At 51.6% G+C, this 18135-nt stretch carries 19 protein-coding genes; 13 read left to right on the forward strand and 6 right to left on the reverse strand.

What is annotated here, in order from left to right:
* Nucleotides 1-178: 178 nt before the first annotated feature.
* The 3 genes from EXW96_RS17290 to glpX form a co-directional block, all read right to left on the reverse strand.
* On the reverse strand, nucleotides 179-1204 hold the full coding sequence (locus tag EXW96_RS17290) for a polysaccharide deacetylase family protein (protein WP_174351058.1): 1026 nt from the start codon (nucleotides 1202-1204) through the stop codon (nucleotides 179-181).
* A gap of 122 nt (nucleotides 1205-1326) precedes the next feature.
* Nucleotides 1327-2145: a sulfite exporter TauE/SafE family protein gene (locus tag EXW96_RS17295; protein ID WP_062409650.1), complete on the reverse strand. Its 819-nt coding sequence runs from the start codon at nucleotides 2143-2145 to the stop codon at nucleotides 1327-1329.
* Between the two features lie 76 nt (nucleotides 2146-2221).
* Nucleotides 2222-3196, reverse strand: a complete 975-nt coding sequence (glpX, locus tag EXW96_RS17300) for a class II fructose-bisphosphatase (protein WP_062409649.1) — start codon at nucleotides 3194-3196, stop codon at nucleotides 2222-2224.
* A gap of 231 nt (nucleotides 3197-3427) precedes the next feature.
* Here glpX and EXW96_RS17305 point away from each other — a divergent pair, with 231 nt between their 5' ends.
* The 4 genes from EXW96_RS17305 to EXW96_RS17320 all read left to right on the forward strand — a co-directional run bounded on the left by EXW96_RS17305 (nucleotide 3428) and on the right by EXW96_RS17320 (nucleotide 7089).
* Entirely contained in the window at nucleotides 3428-4075 is a 648-nt protein-coding gene (locus EXW96_RS17305; RefSeq protein ID WP_174351159.1) for a helix-turn-helix transcriptional regulator, read from the forward strand.
* Nucleotides 4076-4106: 31 nt separating this feature from the next.
* A complete protein-coding gene (locus EXW96_RS17310; protein ID WP_074729837.1) occupies nucleotides 4107-4913 on the forward strand; it encodes a pyruvate, water dikinase regulatory protein in 807 nt (268 codons plus the stop codon).
* Between the two features lie 197 nt (nucleotides 4914-5110).
* Nucleotides 5111-5761, forward strand: a complete 651-nt coding sequence (gene mobA / locus EXW96_RS17315; RefSeq protein WP_137671203.1) for a molybdenum cofactor guanylyltransferase — start codon at nucleotides 5111-5113, stop codon at nucleotides 5759-5761.
* A gap of 74 nt (nucleotides 5762-5835) precedes the next feature.
* Entirely contained in the window at nucleotides 5836-7089 is a 1254-nt protein-coding gene (locus tag EXW96_RS17320) for a molybdopterin molybdotransferase MoeA (RefSeq protein WP_174351059.1), read from the forward strand.
* Between the two features lie 60 nt (nucleotides 7090-7149).
* On the opposite strand, the gene EXW96_RS27665 is transcribed toward EXW96_RS17320, so the two are convergent.
* Nucleotides 7150-7242: a sporulation protein YjcZ gene (locus EXW96_RS27665; RefSeq protein ID WP_083351381.1), complete on the reverse strand. Its 93-nt coding sequence runs from the start codon at nucleotides 7240-7242 to the stop codon at nucleotides 7150-7152.
* A gap of 238 nt (nucleotides 7243-7480) precedes the next feature.
* On the opposite strand from EXW96_RS27665, the gene EXW96_RS17325 reads away from it, so the two are divergent.
* Entirely contained in the window at nucleotides 7481-8665 is a 1185-nt protein-coding gene (locus tag EXW96_RS17325; protein WP_062409645.1) for a GNAT family N-acetyltransferase, read from the forward strand.
* 352 nt (nucleotides 8666-9017) lie between these two features.
* On the opposite strand, the gene EXW96_RS17330 is transcribed toward EXW96_RS17325, so the two are convergent.
* Entirely contained in the window at nucleotides 9018-9506 is a 489-nt protein-coding gene (locus EXW96_RS17330; RefSeq protein ID WP_174351060.1) for a hypothetical protein, read from the reverse strand.
* Between the two features lie 225 nt (nucleotides 9507-9731).
* Between EXW96_RS17330 and EXW96_RS17335 the strand changes: the two genes are divergently transcribed.
* The 7 genes from EXW96_RS17335 (at nucleotide 9732) to EXW96_RS17365 (ending at nucleotide 14476) form a co-directional block, all read left to right on the forward strand.
* Nucleotides 9732-10031, forward strand: a complete 300-nt coding sequence (locus EXW96_RS17335) for a LiaF transmembrane domain-containing protein (protein WP_054818846.1) — start codon at nucleotides 9732-9734, stop codon at nucleotides 10029-10031.
* A gap of 43 nt (nucleotides 10032-10074) precedes the next feature.
* Nucleotides 10075-10749 carry a PspA/IM30 family protein gene (locus EXW96_RS17340; protein WP_062409644.1) on the forward strand — a complete coding sequence of 225 codons (675 nt, stop codon included), beginning with the start codon at nucleotides 10075-10077 and terminating at the stop codon, nucleotides 10747-10749.
* Nucleotides 10750-10751: 2 nt separating this feature from the next.
* Nucleotides 10752-11261: a PspC domain-containing protein gene (locus tag EXW96_RS17345; protein WP_174351061.1), complete on the forward strand. Its 510-nt coding sequence runs from the start codon at nucleotides 10752-10754 to the stop codon at nucleotides 11259-11261.
* A 2-nt stretch (nucleotides 11262-11263) separates the two neighbouring features.
* Complete coding sequence (locus EXW96_RS17350) at nucleotides 11264-11962, forward strand: PspA/IM30 family protein (RefSeq protein WP_137671198.1); 699 nt, start codon at nucleotides 11264-11266, stop codon at nucleotides 11960-11962.
* A gap of 136 nt (nucleotides 11963-12098) precedes the next feature.
* Nucleotides 12099-12749 (forward strand): cell wall-active antibiotics response protein LiaF, encoded by a 651-nt coding sequence (gene liaF, locus EXW96_RS17355; RefSeq protein WP_062409642.1) that lies wholly within the window; start codon nucleotides 12099-12101, stop codon nucleotides 12747-12749.
* Between the two features lie 22 nt (nucleotides 12750-12771).
* A complete protein-coding gene (locus EXW96_RS17360; RefSeq protein ID WP_054818849.1) occupies nucleotides 12772-13848 on the forward strand; it encodes a sensor histidine kinase in 1077 nt (358 codons plus the stop codon).
* Nucleotides 13829-14476: a response regulator gene (locus tag EXW96_RS17365; protein ID WP_137671197.1), complete on the forward strand. Its 648-nt coding sequence runs from the start codon at nucleotides 13829-13831 to the stop codon at nucleotides 14474-14476. The genes EXW96_RS17360 and EXW96_RS17365 overlap by 20 nt, the downstream gene beginning before the upstream one ends.
* Nucleotides 14477-14550: 74 nt before the next feature.
* Here the strand turns inward: EXW96_RS17365 and EXW96_RS17370 are convergent, their stop codons facing one another.
* Nucleotides 14551-16539: a glycoside hydrolase family 125 protein gene (locus tag EXW96_RS17370; RefSeq protein ID WP_171006036.1), complete on the reverse strand. Its 1989-nt coding sequence runs from the start codon at nucleotides 16537-16539 to the stop codon at nucleotides 14551-14553.
* Nucleotides 16540-16834: 295 nt separating this feature from the next.
* Here EXW96_RS17370 and EXW96_RS17375 point away from each other — a divergent pair, with 295 nt between their 5' ends.
* Entirely contained in the window at nucleotides 16835-18112 is a 1278-nt protein-coding gene (locus EXW96_RS17375) for an ABC transporter substrate-binding protein (protein WP_062409639.1), read from the forward strand.
* Nucleotides 18113-18135: the final 23 nt, after the last annotated feature.

Consider the following 18135-nt stretch of genomic DNA (forward strand, 5'->3'; position numbering starts at 1 on the left):
ACATGGAAAAGAGCTCTTAGGATTTATTATCCTAAGAGCTCTTTTGCGTAATGCGCCTGCCAAGTTAGACATAATGACCATCAGATTAGTTGGAACGCAGTAACCAGGCCTAAAGCAGGCTCGCCGTAAGTCAGCTCATTGAGCGGATGAAGATTTGTGCCTGAATACGAAAATGCTGCTACTTTAACTGTTTGGACACTTGAAGCAGCTCGGGTAAAGTGACAAGCTGGTAACCGCGCGACTGCAAGGTTTGGATGACGGTGGGTAGAGCTTCGACGGTTCCGCTTAAGTTTTGTCCAGGTCCGCCGCCGGAGTGTTGAAGAACGATCGATCCCTTTTTTACATGGTTTAAAATATTGTTTGTGACCTGTTTCCGATTGAGCTGTTTCCAATCCTCCGAATCGACATTCCAATTGACGATGCGGTAACCTTGCATGGAAGCCCACAACAGTTGATTTTCATTAATCTCTCCGAAAGGAGGCCGAATCAATCTGGGGGAATAGCCTATCAGAGACTTCAAAGATGCTTGTGTAAGCAGCACCTGAGATTTAAAGCTCTCGTCAGATAGTTTAGTGAACAGCTTATGATTATAGGAATGGTTTCCGATCACATGCCCTTCTCGCGCAATGCGCTTGACGATCTCAGGATGTTGTTCTGCTTGGGACCCCAGAATAAAGAATGTAGCTCGGACATTGTATTGTTTTAATACATTTAGCACTTGAGGAGTATACTGCTTATCCGGTGCGTCATCGAAAGTGAGAGCCACTTGTCTCGATGCTTCAGGACCTTTGAGCAGCAATAGATCAGGATACTTTTTAACTAACTGGGATAAAGTTAACGCTTTGTTCCGAGTAGCCACCTCCCTGGCGGGTTTTTCCGAAGAAGGTGACCTCTTCTTGTTTGCCTTTTGGATTGGAGTGGATTTGGGCTTAGCTTCCGGCTGAGCCACTGGTTTTTCTACCGTAGCCGCCGCCGGGGGAGGAGACTCCTGAGTTGATTGTTGATGGTCTGGCTTACGTTCCGGGATCGGAATGCTTTGATCGGGAATCGGTGGTTCCAGCTTGGAAATACGATTGGCCTGTTGGAATGATTGCGGCTCAGGATTGGGCATATCTGAATCATCATTCGTAGTCCCGGTACAGGAAGATAAGACCATACCCAACATTAAAGCATAGAAAAAAGCCGCGAACGGTTGTCGATACATAAAAGGCTCCCCCTTATCACTAAACATACAGTTCTTTTAGTTTTGGATAAGGAGGAGGGAATTATCCCTTATGAGCCTTCTGTCCGTGCGGCTATAATTGACTTACATATGAATATTTGTCTTCAGCTTAAAAATGCGCCTTCCCATATCATCTTCAACGCTACAAGCAAGAAGGTGACACGAAGCACCCAAAGCAGCTTTTTACTGCCGAGCCGGCTTGCAATGACTGCACCCAGCCACCCTCCAACGATGGCGGTTGGCGCTAATCCAAGCACCATCCATAAATTCACTTCACCCAGTGCAAAATGAGTGGTGCTTCCCATCAGAGCGGAGAGTAAAATAACAAACATGGATGTTGCAGTAGCCACATGAGGAGGATAACGAAATAAAATAACCATAACCGGTACGAGCAGGGCTCCCCCGCCGACGCCAAACAACCCGGCAATGAATCCGACGGCGAGCCCGATGACCAGCACCGGTAGAACGCTGTAACCGTATTGAAAGGTTTGCCCTTTCCCGTCCGTATACGTTCGCTCAATGCTCCACTTGATATCCAACGGCTTGAGGTAATCCCGAAGTATAAGCAGGACGGCCATAAACAGCATGAATATTCCGAAGCCCAGCTGAAACGACTTGGCATTGACGTATTGCGTAGTGTAGGAACCAAGCATGGCTCCGGGACCGCAGGTGATGAAAAGGAGCCACCCGCTTTTAAAATCAACTCGTTTTTGTTTAAAAAAGGTTACTGTAGAAGATAAAGCTGTGAAAATAAGAACGGCTAACGATGTTCCAACGGCGGTTGAAATCGGAATGGATTCGCCAATAAAATAAGGCCCCAAGTAAACAAGCGCGGGGACAATAATAATACCGCCGCCGAGGCCGACCAAGCTTCCGAACGTGGCGGCAATCAGACCGACGACGGTATAAAACAGGATATCCATGCGTTATTCCTTCTCCCATATCCATTTATTCTAAGTAAATAGTAACACAGGAAAGGAAGAAATCAACCGCCCTAAATTAAATATAGGTTTCTTGAAGTAATTGTTTATTAGGTAAATAATGGCTCGATTGGATAAAACGGATCGTACGGGTTTTTGCGCGCATGACGATCGAATGCGTCTCCGCCCTCAAGTTAGGCATATACCGGACGCCGTTCAAAATTTCTCCCGGGGTAATGCCGGTAGCCGCAAAGATAACATCATCCGTTCCAACCATATCGTTCATTGTCAATATTTTGTGCGGATCCTTGATACCCATAGCAATACAGCGGTCATATTCTTCATCGTTCGCCGGCAGTAGTCGGCCTAACAGTTCTCCGCCCAAGCATCGCAGTGCCGCGGCCGCCAGTACCCCTTCAGGGGCTCCGCCGGAGCCTACGTACATGTCGATTCCGGATTCGGATAAGGCAGGCGCTATGGCCCCGGCTACATCGCCGTCGCTCAAGAACTTAATCCGTACGCCTACTCGGCGCAAGGTCTCGATTCGTTCGCGATGCCGTTCCCGGTCAAGAATCATGATCGTCAAGTTGCTTAGTGGTTTATCGAGCACTTCAGCAGCACGCTTCAGCGTCTTTTCCAGCGGTTCGGTCAAACTTAATTGTCCGGCAAGCGCAGGTCCTACCGCTATTTTCTCCATATACATATCCGGGGCATGCAGTAAATTTCCTTTACCTGCGATGGCGATAACGGCTAGGGCATTGTTAAGCCCTTTGGCTACAAGCTCGGTACCCTCAAGCGGATCGACGGCTACGTCAACCTCTGGTCCTTGTCCGTTGCCGACTTGCTCCCCAATATAAAGCATAGGAGCTTCATCCATTTCGCCTTCACCAATCACTACGGTTCCCCGAATGGATACAGAATCGAACATGGCGCGCATCGCTGCGGTTGCAGCTCCATCTGCCTGATTTTTATCGCCCCGGCCCATCCATTTTGCAGCCGATAATGCGGCGAGTTCTGTGACTCGTACTATCTCGAGCGCCAATTCCCTTTCCATCCCATTCGTGCCTCCCAACAATAATGGTGTTCATTTACAATTATATATAGTATAATTAAATATTAAATAATACGCAATAAATAAAGCGATATTGCGATAAAAGTACACCATAATTCATCGGTAAAATAAACTGAGTTACAGTTCTATGAGTTTGAGAGCATTTTTGGTACAATTGGATAGGAATCAAAAGGCAGACAGCAGTGGCTGCTTTGAAATGAGGAGGGACCGGTCATCGAACTGACTGCACGCCAATTACAGATCGTAGAACTGGTAAAAGCAAATGCGCCAATTACAGGCGAACAAATAGCGGAAATGCTTGGGCTTAGCCGCCCGACGTTACGATCGGACCTGGCGCTGCTTGTGATGCTGGGCCTCATAGACGCCAAGCCGAAGGTAGGATATACACCGGGCTCGGCTATGTCTCCGGGTCTCCATGCATCCAGGAAGCTGTTGAATACGAAAGTTAAAGAAGTGCAGGCGCTTCCTGTTATCGTGAAGGAAAATGCGTCCGTAGGCGATGCTGTTGTTTCACTCTTTATGGAAAATGTGGGCAGCTTGATCGTCGTGGATGATCAGGGGTGCTTGTCCGGTATCATATCACGCAAGGACCTGCTCAAGTTTACATTCGGCAATACGAATGCTGCCACCATGCCCGTCAGTATGGTGATGACGCGCGAGCCCAACGTCATTCACGTGTTGCCTGATGAATCGGTGGTCGATGCGGCTAAGAAAATGATTAATCACCAGGTGGACAGCTTGCCGGTAGTCGTACCGTCGAAGCTCGAGCAGGCGGGAGGTATCCCCCGTTGGGATGTGGTCGGCAGAATAACCAAAACCATTATGACAAAAATTTTGCTGGATATGGCTGTTGGCCATTAAGGATTTTGCGGATAAAAGGAGAAGGAACCGGATGAGTGAAGATCAGTCGTATGAAATTACAATCTGTTCGGATTCCGTCGGAGAAACGGCCGAGGCGGTCGTGAGAGCGACGATTCGACAGTTTGACGCACATCAGGTGAAAACGAAACGAATCGGTCATATCAAGAGTGAGGATGAGATCCGTACAATATTGGAGGAGGCTGCCCAAAGGGGCGGTTTTGTCGCATATACGCTGGTACAGCCAGAACTGAGAGAGACCATGAAGGAAGAAGCGATCCGGCTGGGTGTCAGAGCCGTGGATATCATGGGACCGATGATGGAGGCGTTTGTCGACACATTTAACGATGCGCCCAAACGTAAGCCGGGTCTTCTCCATCTGATGGATGAAGATTATTTCCGCCGGGTGGAAGCCATTGAATTTGCCGTCAAATGTGATGACGGACGCGACACGAGTGCGCTACTGAAGGCCCAACTGGTTCTGATCGGCGTATCGCGAACCTCCAAGACGCCGCTGAGCATTTTTTTGGCTCACAAGGGGATCAAGGTATCCAATCTTCCGCTGGTACCGGAGGTAAAGGCGCCTAAGGAGTTGTTCCTCGTGCCGAGTAACCGGATCGTCGGCCTAACGATGGATGCCGAGAAGCTGTACAAAATTCGTACGGAACGGTTGAAAGCCGTAGGGCTCCCTTTTGGAGCAAAGTATGCAACCATGGAACGAATCGACGAAGAGCTTCGATACGCCCAAGACTTGATGAAGCAGGTGGGCTGCTTGGTCATTAATGTAACGGACAAAGCGATTGAAGAAACGGCTGGCATTATAATGGGTTATTTACAATAATATATGAATCCGCTAGGAAAAAGCTTGGACCGGAGAATGGTTCAGGTTTTTTTCTTTTCAGGCAGCGGGCATGGAAGCCGCGAGGCAGCGAGAATGACCCTTGCGTGATTGAGAGCTATCAACCATAGACATTCCATCTTCTTTGTCCTATAGTAAGGAATGAAATAAGAACGAGCATAAAGGCGGGGGTTTGTCCGATGCAAGACAGAAGCCCAAAGGAAACGGAAAGGTCGGGCATCATCTTGGCCGGCGGATTGAACCGGCGCATGGGCGGTTACAGCAAGGCACTGCTAAAGTACGAAGGCCGGACGTTTTTGGCTAGGCAGCTGACGGAGCTTGGCAGGGTCTGCAGTGAGCTGATTCTAGTAACCCAAGAGCCAGAGCGGTATGAGGATGAACTGAAGCCATTCGCCGGAGCCGTTCGCGTCATTCCCGATTTGCAGCCGGGGAAAGGACCGCTTGCCGGGCTGCAGGCAGCCATGACCGCCGTACGTAACGACGAATTGTGGGTTGTCGGCTGCGATATGCCCTTGGTCAATGCCCGAGCCGCGGAAGCGATGAGCGGGTTGCGAAAAGATACCGATAGCGATGTGGTGATTGCGCGGCTGCATGAACGTTTGCATCCGCTGCATGGCTTGTACCACCGTCGATGCCTTCAAATCGTGGAGCGCCTGCTTGCTGAAGAAGATTACCGGATGATGCGTTTGCTCCGTGAGCTTCGTGTGCAGGAAGCGGATGCCTCATTCTTTGCAGAACTGGGGATTCCGACTGATTTTACAGGAAACATTAACAATCCGGATGAGTATAATAAGCTTTTGAGCCTTGGAAGCGGTTATTTCATGAGATGATGAATAGGCTTCAGAGCGAAGAGCAGAACCATACACCGACAGTCAGACGTACGTCGCAAATTGGAGGGTAACACGTGGGCAGTTTAAGATTTGGCCGGAGGGCAGTGACTTTAGAGGAAGCGCAGCGGCAAGTGCTTCAGCAAGCACAGCTGATGAAGACAGAAGAGGTTCCGCTGGAGGAAGCATTTGGGAGAAGACTGGCACAGGACATGACCGCACACGAGCCGGTGCCGCATTTTCGCAGGTCGGGAGTAGACGGGTATGCGGTGAGAGCAGTAGATACGACGTCGGCTGCAGCTGATGCTCCTATTAGGATGGAGGTCACGGAAATGATCCCCTGCGGCTGGGTACCGACCAAAGCGATCGGACCGGGACAAGCGGCACGGATCATGACCGGAGCTGTCGTGCCGGAAGGCGCAGACGCGGTGATTATGCTGGAGATGACTGACAGGGCTGAGGATGCAAGGGATGGAACTGTAGGGATACGTAAAGCGATGAAAGCAGGCGAGAACATCACGCCGATAGGCCAGGAAGTGTCGCCGGGCGCACCGCTGTTGGAACGGGGCTGTATCATCGGACCGGGTGAGGCTGCCATACTGGCTACCTTTGGATTCCACCGCGTACCGGTCTTTCAGCAGCCTAAGGTGGCGATTTTTTCTACCGGCTCCGAGCTGCTGCCTGTGGACTCACCGCTTGCTCCCGGTAAAATTCGCGGAAGCAACAGTTATATGCTGGCCTGCCAAGTCAAGGGAGCAGGCGGGCTTCCACAAATGATGCCGATTTTGCCTGACGAGGCAGAGGTTGTAGAAAAACAGCTGCTCGCTGCGCTCGAATGGGCTGATATCGTGATTACAACCGGGGGCGTCTCGGTTGGCGATAAGGATGTGCTGGTCGATTTGTTCGAACGGTGGGACGGAACCCTGTTGTTTAATAAGGTTTCCATGCGTCCGGGAAGCCCGACATCATGCGGTATGTGGCACGGTAAGCCGCTTTTCGCGCTGTCGGGTAATCCCGGAGCCTCTTATGTAGGCTTTGAGCTGCTCGTTCGACCGTTTATGAAGGCGTCTCTCGGTGCGAACCATCCACTGCTGCCGGAAGCCGAGGCTTTTTTGGATGTGGATTATAGCAAAGGCTCTGCGTATCCCCGTTATGTGCGCGGAACTTCGCGTATCGAAGGCGGTATGGTAAAGGTCCGGCCGGCTGGACTCGACAAATCAAGTATCATGGTGTCGATTAAAGATGCCGACTGCCTGATCTGCATTCCCTCGGGCGGTAGGGGGGCAGCACAGGGGGAGAAGGTTCGTATTATGTGGTTATCTGAGAATTAAGACAAAATTGAAAACCCCCGGAGGGCGAAAACCCGGCCGGGGGTTTTGGGTTTTTGGGCATTAGATAAACCATGCACGGGAGACAATAACTAGAAGGATAAAGAGTACCAATATGACACCAGTGGTCGTAAAGAAGCCTCCAGCAAAGCTCATGTGATATCCCCCTTTCAGAAAATCTGATATAAGATATGAGGAAGTAATGTCTGCTGATTGGACGTATACCCGAATTGGGGGGAATTGGGGAAAAACACCTGTCCCTCTAAGGAGTACGCTGCCGGATCCGGTGAAATAGGTTGTTTAAAAGCGGCGTTTGCTGCACAATGAAATGGTGGCGAATTGTAAATCGATCGAATCGTGAAAATGATCGTAAGGGGAAGGAAAGGGATAGTGCATGAATAGAAAAGTAGAGATTCGCAATATTCCAAGAGAGCATTTTGCAGAGAGTCTGGAGCTGTCCGAATTTGCTTTTCAAAACGTACTTACGCCGGGAGAGCGGGAGAGACGTAAAGCCAACCTTCACTCCGATGAATTGTGGGGGGCATATGTGGATGGACGGCTGGCTTCCAAAATGACGATTCTCAACCTGGAGACTCGTATTCAGGGCAAAACATTTGCTATGGGCGGCATCGCCGGAGTGGCGACGTGGCCGGAGTACCGGCGCGGCGGTCTTGTAGCACAATTGCTGACCAATGCATTACGCGTCATGCGGGATAAAGGACAAACCATATCGTTTTTGCATCCCTTTCAGTTTGCGTTTTACCGTAAATATGGTTGGGAGACCTATACGGATTACAAAATTTATGAGATTCCTTCGGGACTGCTGCCAAAAGTAGGTCCACAACCTGGACGCATCCTGCGCATCGTACAGGATTTTCCTTTACTGGGAAGTATCTACGAAAAATATGCCTCCCGGTATAACGGCGCTTTGGTCAGAGATGAATCATGGTGGCGGGAACGCATTTTTGCAAATAAGCAGGGCACAGTCGCAGTGTATTACGATACGGAAGGCCAGCCGGCAGGATACGTTTTTTATCAGGTAAAGGAAAGGGTATTAAGAGTTCATGAGTTCGTCAGTCTGCACCATGAGGCCCGTATGGGAATGTGGCGTTTTTTGGCGGATCACGATTCAATGATCGATAAGCTGATCGTGAATGCACCTTCGGATGATCGGCTGCCCTTCCTGTTGGACAACCCCAGGGTGAAGCAAGAGCTGGTGCCTTACTTTATGGCTCGGATCGTAGATGCGGCAAGCTTTCTGGAGAAATATCCTTTCGCTTCAGGGACAGAGAGTACGCTGCTTTTGGACGTGTCGGATGCCCATGCAGAGTGGAACAACCGGATGTTCGAAGTGAAGATAGATGAGTCCGGAACGGCACGGGTGGCTGATGATTCAGGAACGACGGTGGATTGGCCATTAGTACAGTGCGACATTCAAACATTGTCTACGATGCTCATGGGCTATCAGCGGCCGGGTTTTTTGAGGGAAATAGGCAGGTTGCATTGCAAGCCGGAAATGGTCGAAAGGTTGGAGCGGCTTATTCCCGTGCGTCAAACCTATTTGCCTGATTTTTTCTAATCGGGTGCTGCTGTGGCTGAAGTCTCGAGATGTGGCGTGAACTGAGATGAAATTCGACGCTGCTCATCCCATGATATATTGTACTTCAAAGTCCTTATGGCCATTATCCCCATAGCTCAGTTCATTGTTCTATCATGGCCATCCGAACAAATGTTCCTAATCAAATAATATCGAACATACGCTCTGATTTCAAGTATTTATTTTAGTTGTTTTTTTAAAAGGACCGCTTGTACGTTTGCGATTATCTGAGCCTTAGGGATAGTGCCCATAAGAGTTGAAAAGCCCATATACAGGGGTGAGGGGTTCCGATTTTATTCGTGCATCTCTCCTTAAGTGAAGCGGGCGAACCCTGTCATAAGCTTTCAAAAGCGATATTATACTTTTTGAGAAACGGCTCGAATTCTTGGTAAGAACATTCGAATACGAACGTTTTGTCCTCCGTGCTGAACGCCAGCAGCTGGGGGCTTTCTTTTTCTTCGTGGCTGGGAAGGATGACGAACAGTTCTTTGCACTGAAAAGATAAACCGGCCTTGGTCACGGGCAGCGGGGGCTGGAACGGCACCCGAATGACAATACCGCTGTTCGCTCCGACACTGAATCTTCCGGATAAGCCTCCGACTCGCTGAAACCAGTCCGACGCCTCTTGGCGGAGTTCGGCTGTATTAGGAATCGCTTGGACTACTTTATCCTGCTTAACGTCATAGATGAGTACCGGAGCAGGGACGGATTCCTGCTGTGAACCGGCATTCGAATTCGGGGCGACGGCGGCTCCCAACATCGGCAGCATCAGCAAAAGAGCGATGACCGCCCAAAGCGTGGTTGTGTATTTTGTGAATTTCATTTTGTTTACCATCCTGTTCTTGAATTGGTTAAGTCTAGTATGCCCGCGGTTCGCGTTATCATGCGGTCTGCCGGTCCCGGAGCTTGCTTGTCCGCAGGAGGGTTGGTTACTGGACTTAGGTCCAGTTTCAAAAACCGCCGCAGGTCCGTTTTGAAGGGAGCCCTATTCCCCTAAAATAAAGACATAAACGACCGACAACGAAACGAAAGGCGGTGAGCGAAGTAAATGAAAGTGAACAAACATGTCGGATTGGCGCTGCTGTTGATCACCTTCGGATCCTTGATCCTGTTGAACAAAATGGGCTTTCACTTCGGGCATCATTTGATGGGATTCCTGTTCCCGGCAGCGATGGTGGGTCTCGGATTTCTGGGGCTGAAAAACGGAAAGAGCATCATCGGCTGGATTTTGATCGTCTTGGGCGGAATGATTCTTCTCGGCAAGCTGTCGGGCTTGATCGGAATTCTGATTGCTGTCGGATTGATCTGGTACGGAGTGTCCATGCTCCGGGGCAAGAAAGCTTACTAGACAACATTAACGAAATTCAGGAGAAAAGGTGGTTGACCAAAGCATGAGTTTAGGCAAACGATTCCGGGACATAACGGTAGCGCATTTTAACGAAATGCTGGAGAATGCGGAAGATCCGGTACGCTTGATTGACAAATATCTGGCGAACCAATCGGAGCAAATCCGAGAGTCCGAACGGCTTTTGCATCAGTGTTTGACGCATGCGGCATCGCTCCGTCAGCAGTACACCTCAGCCGAGAAGATGAAGGAACGCAGGGAGCAGCAAGCGCTCTTGGCGCTCAAAGCCGGCGAGGATGAAATCGCGCGCATCGCGCTGCAGGAAAAAATGCAGCAGGAGGAGAAGGCGGCACAGTATAAAGCGCTGTACGATCAAAGCAAGGTGGGCATCGTTGAGTTGGAGGACCAGCTTCAGCAGCTCAAGGCGGATTTTGACGAGGTCGTTTCCAAACGCAGTTATTACATTGCAAGGCTCGAATCCATCAAGCTGCAGCAGCGCATGAACGAGAGGCTGCGTCATTCGGGAGGCGGTCCGACACCACGGATGTTCGACCGGCTGGAGGAGCGGGTGTCCGATATGGAACTGTCGGCCCGTACACTCAGGGAAGTGAGAAGCGGGATGCGCGAGGCTTGGACGAATGTCAGCGGGACCGCAACACAAGCGGTGGAGCAGGAGCTTGCGAAGCTGCGCAATAAACTGAAGCAGGAGGGCTGGAATTAACTATGACTAAAATTTACCGTTCACGTACCGACCGCCAAATTACCGGCCTGTGCGGAGGTCTTGCCGAGCTGTTCGGCATCGACGCCACGCTGCTGCGCCTTCTGGTCGTGATCGCGGCGTTCTTTTCGGCGGGGGTCGTTATCCCGCTCTATTTCCTGGCTGCACTAGTGATTCCGAACGAGCCTTATTCAGGGGGACCCTACGGCGGAGGTCCAGGGTACGCTTCGGAAGGCGGCTTCGGCCACAAGTGGGGCAGCTGTAAGGATTGGAAGCGCGCGGAGAAGCACTATCGCAAGGCGCAAAAGTACGGCTGGGCTCCGCAGCATGACAACCCTGCTTATGAAAGAGAGTACGCACAGCCCGCTTCCGGATACGGAGAACCGGCCAGAAGCAGCCTGGACGATATGATGAAAGACATTGAAAAGAAAGCCTTGAGAAAAGAAATCGAAGAGCTTCGCGCCAAAGTCGCGCAATATGAAAAACAACAAAATCAACCTAAAGGAGATGTGTAGCCATGGGAGTATTTAAAAGAATTAAGGATATGACAAAAGCATCGATGCATGAATTGTTGGATAAGGTGGAAGATCCGATCGTCATGCTGAACCAATATCTTCGGGATATGGAAGAGGAAATCGCACAGGCTGAAGTGACGGTAGCCCGTCAAATCTCCAGCGAGCGCAAGCTGAAAGAGCGCGGGGAAGAAGCGGTCCGCCTCAGTGCGCAATACGAAGAACAGGCCAGAGAAGCACTGAAGAACGGTCAAGAGGCGACGGCGCGGCAAGCTTTAGAGCAAAAATTGTACTATGACGGAAAAATCACGGAATATGCGGAAATGCACGAGCAGGCGAAGGCTCAAGCAGCGGAGCTGCTGCAGCAGCTGCACGAAATGAAGGATGCCTATTACCAAATGCGTAATAAACGCAGCGAACTGGTTTCCAGAGCGCAGCTCGCGAAAGCGAAAAAGCAAATGGCCGAGGTCACAAATCAGAACGTGATTGATGGAGGCAGCGCCGTGAAAGGCTTCCGCCGCATGGAAGAAAAAATCATGACGCTGGAAGTGGAAGCGGAATTGGCGCGCAAGCCCTATGCAGGCTCTGCCTACGCAGGCTCTCTTTACGGCAGCACAATAGCCGCAGATCCGGCAAAACAGCAAAAAATAGATGATCAGCTGCAGCTTCTGAAAGAAAAAATGTCCTCCGAACAAGGGCAGTAAACGCAAGGAAAAATGCGCTTGGAGCAAAGTGGACAATTGTGATATGCTATGAAAGGCAAAAGCCATAGAGGGCCGTTCCAAGCCGCTATGGCTTTTACTTAAATCACCGGAGACTAGGCGAAAGGGGGCGGCACGGATGCATCGCAAACGCAATCACAACATTGCGCTTATACTTATTGGCGCAGGATTGTTTTTGCTGGCGGACAATCATCTCAGTTTTTTTACCGTGGTAGCCCTCTTTTTACTTCTGATCGGTGTCCATAAATTTCATTCGGGAGACGAGAGAAAAGGTTACGGGCTGATGATCATCGGGCTGCTGCTTCTGGTAGGCGGTAATTTGCCCATGATTGTGGCGATTATTCTGATTTCGCTCGGCTTTTTTTACAATAAAATGCGTAAAATGCATCAGGATGGCCGTCACGTTCGCAAGCAAAGCCTGATCGAAAGCATCCGGTGGGGCAGGGAACCGTGGATTTTACGCAGCATGTCAATCTGGAACGTGCTTGGGGAGCTGCAGATGGATTTAACGTATGCCATTCCCGAGCAGAAAGAAACGACGATCATCCTGCAGGGCGTGATCGCCGATATCGATTTGATCGTACCCGAAGATGTAGGCTTGTCTGTATCGGCGTCGGTATTGTTCGGACAGACGAGCATCGGCTATGATAAAGAGGCCGGGGTACTCAATAAAATGGTCTGGCAGTCGCCCAATTATCGGACTGCGGTTCATCAGGTGAACCTGGAAATTTCGTATATCGTGGCCGACATTGATATTAAAATCGTTTAAAACCGTTGGAGGCGCTTAGGAAATGGATGGACATGACAAACGTCTGACCAACATGATATGGCGAAGCATGGCAGAGTCGATCGGGCTCAGCCTTGTTTTGTTTGCCGTTATAGTCTATTTCCTGCAATCCAAGGGATATATAAAAGCGTTCGAATCATGGCAGCAAGGCGTATGGGTTAGTCTTACCCTCATCACCATCGTTGTCGTCATCGGCGGCTGTTACGGGCTTTGGTACAGCAGCCGTATGAAGCGGAGGCTGGAGCTTCTGCGTGAAGTGATGCTCTCCCTGGAAAAAGGAAACCTTAGCCGCTCGGTACCTCCGTTGGGCGAAGACGAGATCGGCCGTCTGGGGGAGCAGCTAAATGCGATCACGAAAAAGTGGGAGGAGCAGGTTACCTCGCTTCAGCGGCTGTCCAACAACAACGCGCAGCTTGCGCAAAAGGCCAAGTATTCGGCCATTGTGGAGGAGCGGCAGCGTCTGGCCAGGGAGCTGCACGATGCCGTTAGCCAGCAGCTGTTCGCCATTTCGATGACGGCGACGGCCGCTCTGCGGACGCTGGATAAAGATTTCGACAAGGCGCAGCGGCAGATTTATTTGATCGAGGAGATGGCTTCCGTAGCGCAGTCGGAGATGAGAGCGCTGCTGTTGCACCTGCGGCCCGTTCATCTGGAGGGCAAACGGCTGTCCGAAGGGCTTGTCGAGCTGATGCAGGAATTGTCCGCCAAGGTGCCGATGCAGATCAATTGGGAGCTGACCGAGGATATCAAGCTGCCGCGGGGCATTGAGGACCACCTGTTCCGCATTGTGCAGGAGGCGATGTCCAATGCGCTTCGGCATTCCAAGGCTTCCAAGCTGGAGGTTCGCCTTACGAGGCCGTCGGCGGATGCCGTCCGGCTGTTGATTTGGGATGACGGCGTCGGCTTTGATTTGGATATGAAAAAACAGGCTTCTTACGGGATTGTCACCATGAAGGAGCGCGTCATCGAGATCGGCGGATCAATGAATTTAGTTACCGCTCCCGGTAAGGGGACGCGTATTGATATTCGGATTCCGATTATGGCGGAAGGAGGACATCAGAATGGAAGAAGCGACGATTAAAGTACTGCTGGTGGACGATCATGAGATGGTTCGCATTGGTCTGGCGGCCGTGCTTGGCACGGAGGACGGTATAGAGGTGGTGGGCGAAGCGAGCAGCGGTCAGGAGGGCATCCGTATGGCGCTTGAGTATAAGCCGGATGTCGTGCTGATGGATTTGGTCATGGACGGCATGGACGGCATCGAGACGACGCGCCGGCTGCTGCAGCAGTACCCGGACTGCAAGGTTATCGTGCTGACCAGCTTTATCGATGACGAGAAAATATATCCCGTTATCGAGGCGGGTGCATTCAGCTATCTTCTGAAAACGTCGCGCGCCGGTGAAATCGCCCAGGCGATCCGCTCTGCGGTGAAGGGGCAGTCGGTGCTCGAGCCGCAGGTTGCTTCCAAGCTGATGAACCGCCTGCGCCAGCCGAAGCAGGCATCGCTGCCCCACGAGGAGCTGACCGAGCGCGAGATGGAAGTGCTGCGTTTGATTGCCTCGGGCAAGTCCAATCAGGATGTGGCCGACGAGCTGTTCATCGGCGTGAAGACGGTGAAGTTTCACGTCACGAACATTCTCGCCAAGCTCGGTGTGGAAGACCGGACGCAGGCGGCCATTTACGCTTATAAGCAAGGTTTGGTGGAATAATAGACGGACCGCCCCGCAAGCCGTTTCATTCGCTTGCGGGGCGGTCCTGCCGCTGTTGCTTAAACCTTCAATGATCAACGGCTGTGCTTAAGCCATTCCATCGCGATGGCCGCACCGGGCCAGGAAAACCAATAACGGGACCGGACGCGGCCGGTTTGCTCGTCTACAGCTTCGGAGAACAGGCCGTCCCGCTGGCCGGTCGCCTGAAGCTTGCTCCACACCCGGGCCCAATCCTCCGGCCTGCCGTTTAACCGGTGCCAAGCCAGCTCCTGAGCATCGCCAAGCGGCCATGGGTGCGGCGTATGAACGGACCCGAGGCCCCCGAACGGTCCAGGGTAAAATCCTCCCTTGTTTTCTTCCGTAAAAGCGAAGGCCATCGTCGCGTTCCACTGCTCCCACGCTTGCGTCCCGGGCTCGACAAATCCCCATTCCGGCGCCAGCACGGTCGGCAGATCATTGGCATCGTGATAGTAGGAGTGCCGCCCGCGCCCATCGGTTAAGTAAGCCCAAACCGGGCTGCCTTTCCAGCTTCCGCTGAAATGTTCGGCTACCGCTTGTTTGGCGCCCTCCGCCCAGGCTCCGATATCTTCCTGAAGCCAACCTGTGGTTTGATTTAGCTGTTCGACCGCTTGTAAGGTTTTCCACAGCAGAATATGACTGGACAGATGATACGGCAGCTCCACTTTATCGTCCGCCGGCGTTTCGGCGGTGCGGAACAACCAATGATCGGGATCTTTCACATGGAACAGCCCTTGAACCGCCTGTACGAATCGGTCCTTGCAGCGCTCCAGCACCGCTCTGTCTTCCGTCAGCTGATAATAGACGGCCAGCTCCCAGAGCGGATAACACTGCTGATCAAGCTGGTAGATCAAATCCTTGCAGTACCCGTTCGTCAGATAGGCCCGGCCCCAATATTGCTCCGGACAATCCGCCCGCTCGAACATCCATAACAGATGCCCCCGCAATACATGCAGAATCCGCCGTCTGATTTTTTCCGGATTACGGAATAGATGCTCCGCCTGTTCGTAGGCCTGTACGAGCAGCATCATCATGTAGAATGAATCGCGGTTCCACGATAAAGGAAGAAGCTGGTGATCGGTCAAAATGCAGCAGTAATCCGGCCTGACGGGAACGGCGCAGCACGAAAGAATATAATCCACATTCCTGGCCCAAATATGGATGCCAGGCAGAGCTTCGGCAGAAGGCAGAAGCTTCAGGTCGTTGGAGCCGATGGCGGCAGTCAAATCGTCGGCGTTCGGCGCTCCGTAATGAAACGAATTCGCGCCCGCCGTATCGTTCAAATCCCTGATCTGATAGGTGACGAACAGATCCCTGGTTTCGCCGGGCATAAGCCGTACGGTCAGAGGTTTGGAATAATCGACCGGTTTATCGGTGTTTTTGCTGATGCTGCGGGGCTCCTCCTCCAGGGCATGATCCCAGCCGAATAAAAGAATTGCGGCCTCAGCGGCATACGAAGGGCTCTGGATATATAAGCCCCGCTGATCGGCCGATAGTCCGAGCTTCGTCTCCGGAAGCGGTATAGGTCCGCCCTCGGTCAGCTGTCCATAGCTGCAGCGGTGCAGGCTAAAGCGCCCCCCGAAATTCCAGCGCATATCGATCGGCTCTCCGCTTGTATTCCTGCAGCGGACCCACTGCACGAGTCTGGGTGAACCGGTCGCCGATTCATCAACGAGATAAATTGCCGCCGCTTCCCAGGAACCGCCGGCGGATTCCCATGCCGGGTAGCGGTGATCGATGAGGAAAAGGCTGGTATCTTCAGCCTGCTCCGGCACGCAGCCGAAGCCGGTAACGTCCGATTCCACAAGGAGAGTACGGTAGCTGCGAACATAATCGGAGTGATACCACTCCGAGTTAGGAAACGGTTCTATGCCGGTCAGGGTGACATAGCCGTGAACGCTGTGCTTGTCATTGAAAGAACGCAGTTTGCCGTCGTTTCCGATGCTGGCGGTGATTCCCGCGCCTCCTGTGTCCAGCGGCTTGTCTTGGCCGTGTGAAGGAATCTGCCGGATAGCGGCGGAGGCTCCAATCATATCGCGAATCATGAACGTATATGACTCCTTTCCAAAAACCATGGTAAATAAGATGGATTATTGATGAAAGCGTATCATCCCCGCTCCCGGGCGGCTAGTGCTCCGGCAAAGGTCAGGACGAATGACCACCATGAATCAGACAATCTACCCCAAATGGGAAATTCGGGATTGTTGTAAGGGGTTTCATCGGACGATTGACCCCCGTAAACAGATGATTGACCCATGTTACCGTTTTCATTTCATCCTCTATAATGACCGGTGTAACCATTTACAAAACAAAGCAAGCAAAAAAGGGAGGAACAAAGAAATGAAAAAATGGGCTGCGAGTTTACTGCTGTTGAGCTTGGCTGTAACCGGCTGCTCTCCGTCAGGAGAAAACCAGGAAGCGGGTGCGGGCAAGGATGAGGCAGCTAAAAAGCCGGTTGAACTGACGTTTACCATCTTTGATGACGGTGTGGGTGTAGATAAGAAGCTGGTAGAGACGTTTAACCAGTCTCATCCCGATATTAAAGTAACGTATAAACCGCTGCCATCCGGAGAGCTGAGAGACCGATTGACGACATGGCTGGCGGCTAAGGACGATTCATTGGATGTCCTCGGCCTTGATATCGTATGGATCAGCGAATTTGCGAAGGCCGGCTGGATCAGCCCGGTTGACGATTTGATGGATGCGGCCATGAAGGAAAAGGTGAAAACCGGATTCTTGAAAGCGCCGGTTGACGCGGTGACGGTAGATGGCAAAATGTATGCGGTTCCGTGGAACTCTACGGCGGGCATGCTGTACTACCGCAAAGACATTCTGGAGAAAGAAGGCGTCCAGCCGCCTCAAACCTGGGATGAGCTTTTGACGCTTTCCAAAGAGCTTGGCCAAAAATACAACATGAACGGCTTTGTCGGCCAATACAAGCAGTATGAAGGCTTGGTCACCAATGTGCTGGAGATCATGGAATCGTATAACGGCAAAATTTTGGATGATTCCGGCAAGCCGGTTGTGAATTCGCCCGAAAACGTAAAAGCGCTTCAGACGATGGTAAAGCTGAAGGAGGTTATGCCAAACGGCGTGAACACCTATATGGAAAAAGAAAGCCAAGAGACATTCCTCAACGGCAACGCCGTGTTCATGAGACATTGGAACTCCGCATGGCCTCTTGCCGAAAAAGAAGGCAGCGCAGTCAAGGGCAAGGTTGGCGTAGTGCCGCTGCCTAAAGGCGAGAACGGTAAGCATGCCTCCACACTCGGCGGTTGGAACCTGGCTGTATCCCAAACGTCCAAGCATCCGAAAGAAGCTTTTGAATTTATCCAATGGATGACCGAAGCGAAGCAGCAAAAGGTGAAGGCGATCGAGGGCGGACGCTTGCCGTCGGATGTATCTTTGTACGAAGATCAAGAAGTGCTGACCAAGAACGATTCATTCAAAAGCTTCTATGAAGTACTGAAAAACGGTGTTTCCCGTCCGAAGTCTCCGCGTTACGGCAAAGTCACCGAAGCGATCCAACAGGAGGTATCGCTTGCCTTCAACGGTCAAAAACCGGTTGAGCAGGCGCTGTCGGATCTTCAGAAGAAGCTTGAGGACGTTGCAAAATAATGTCGATTTTCATGACCGGCACC

It is taken from the genome of Paenibacillus sp. JMULE4, from assembly GCF_013337105.1.
GTDB classification, from domain to species: domain Bacteria; phylum Bacillota; class Bacilli; order Paenibacillales; family NBRC-103111; genus Paenibacillus_G; species Paenibacillus_G naphthalenovorans.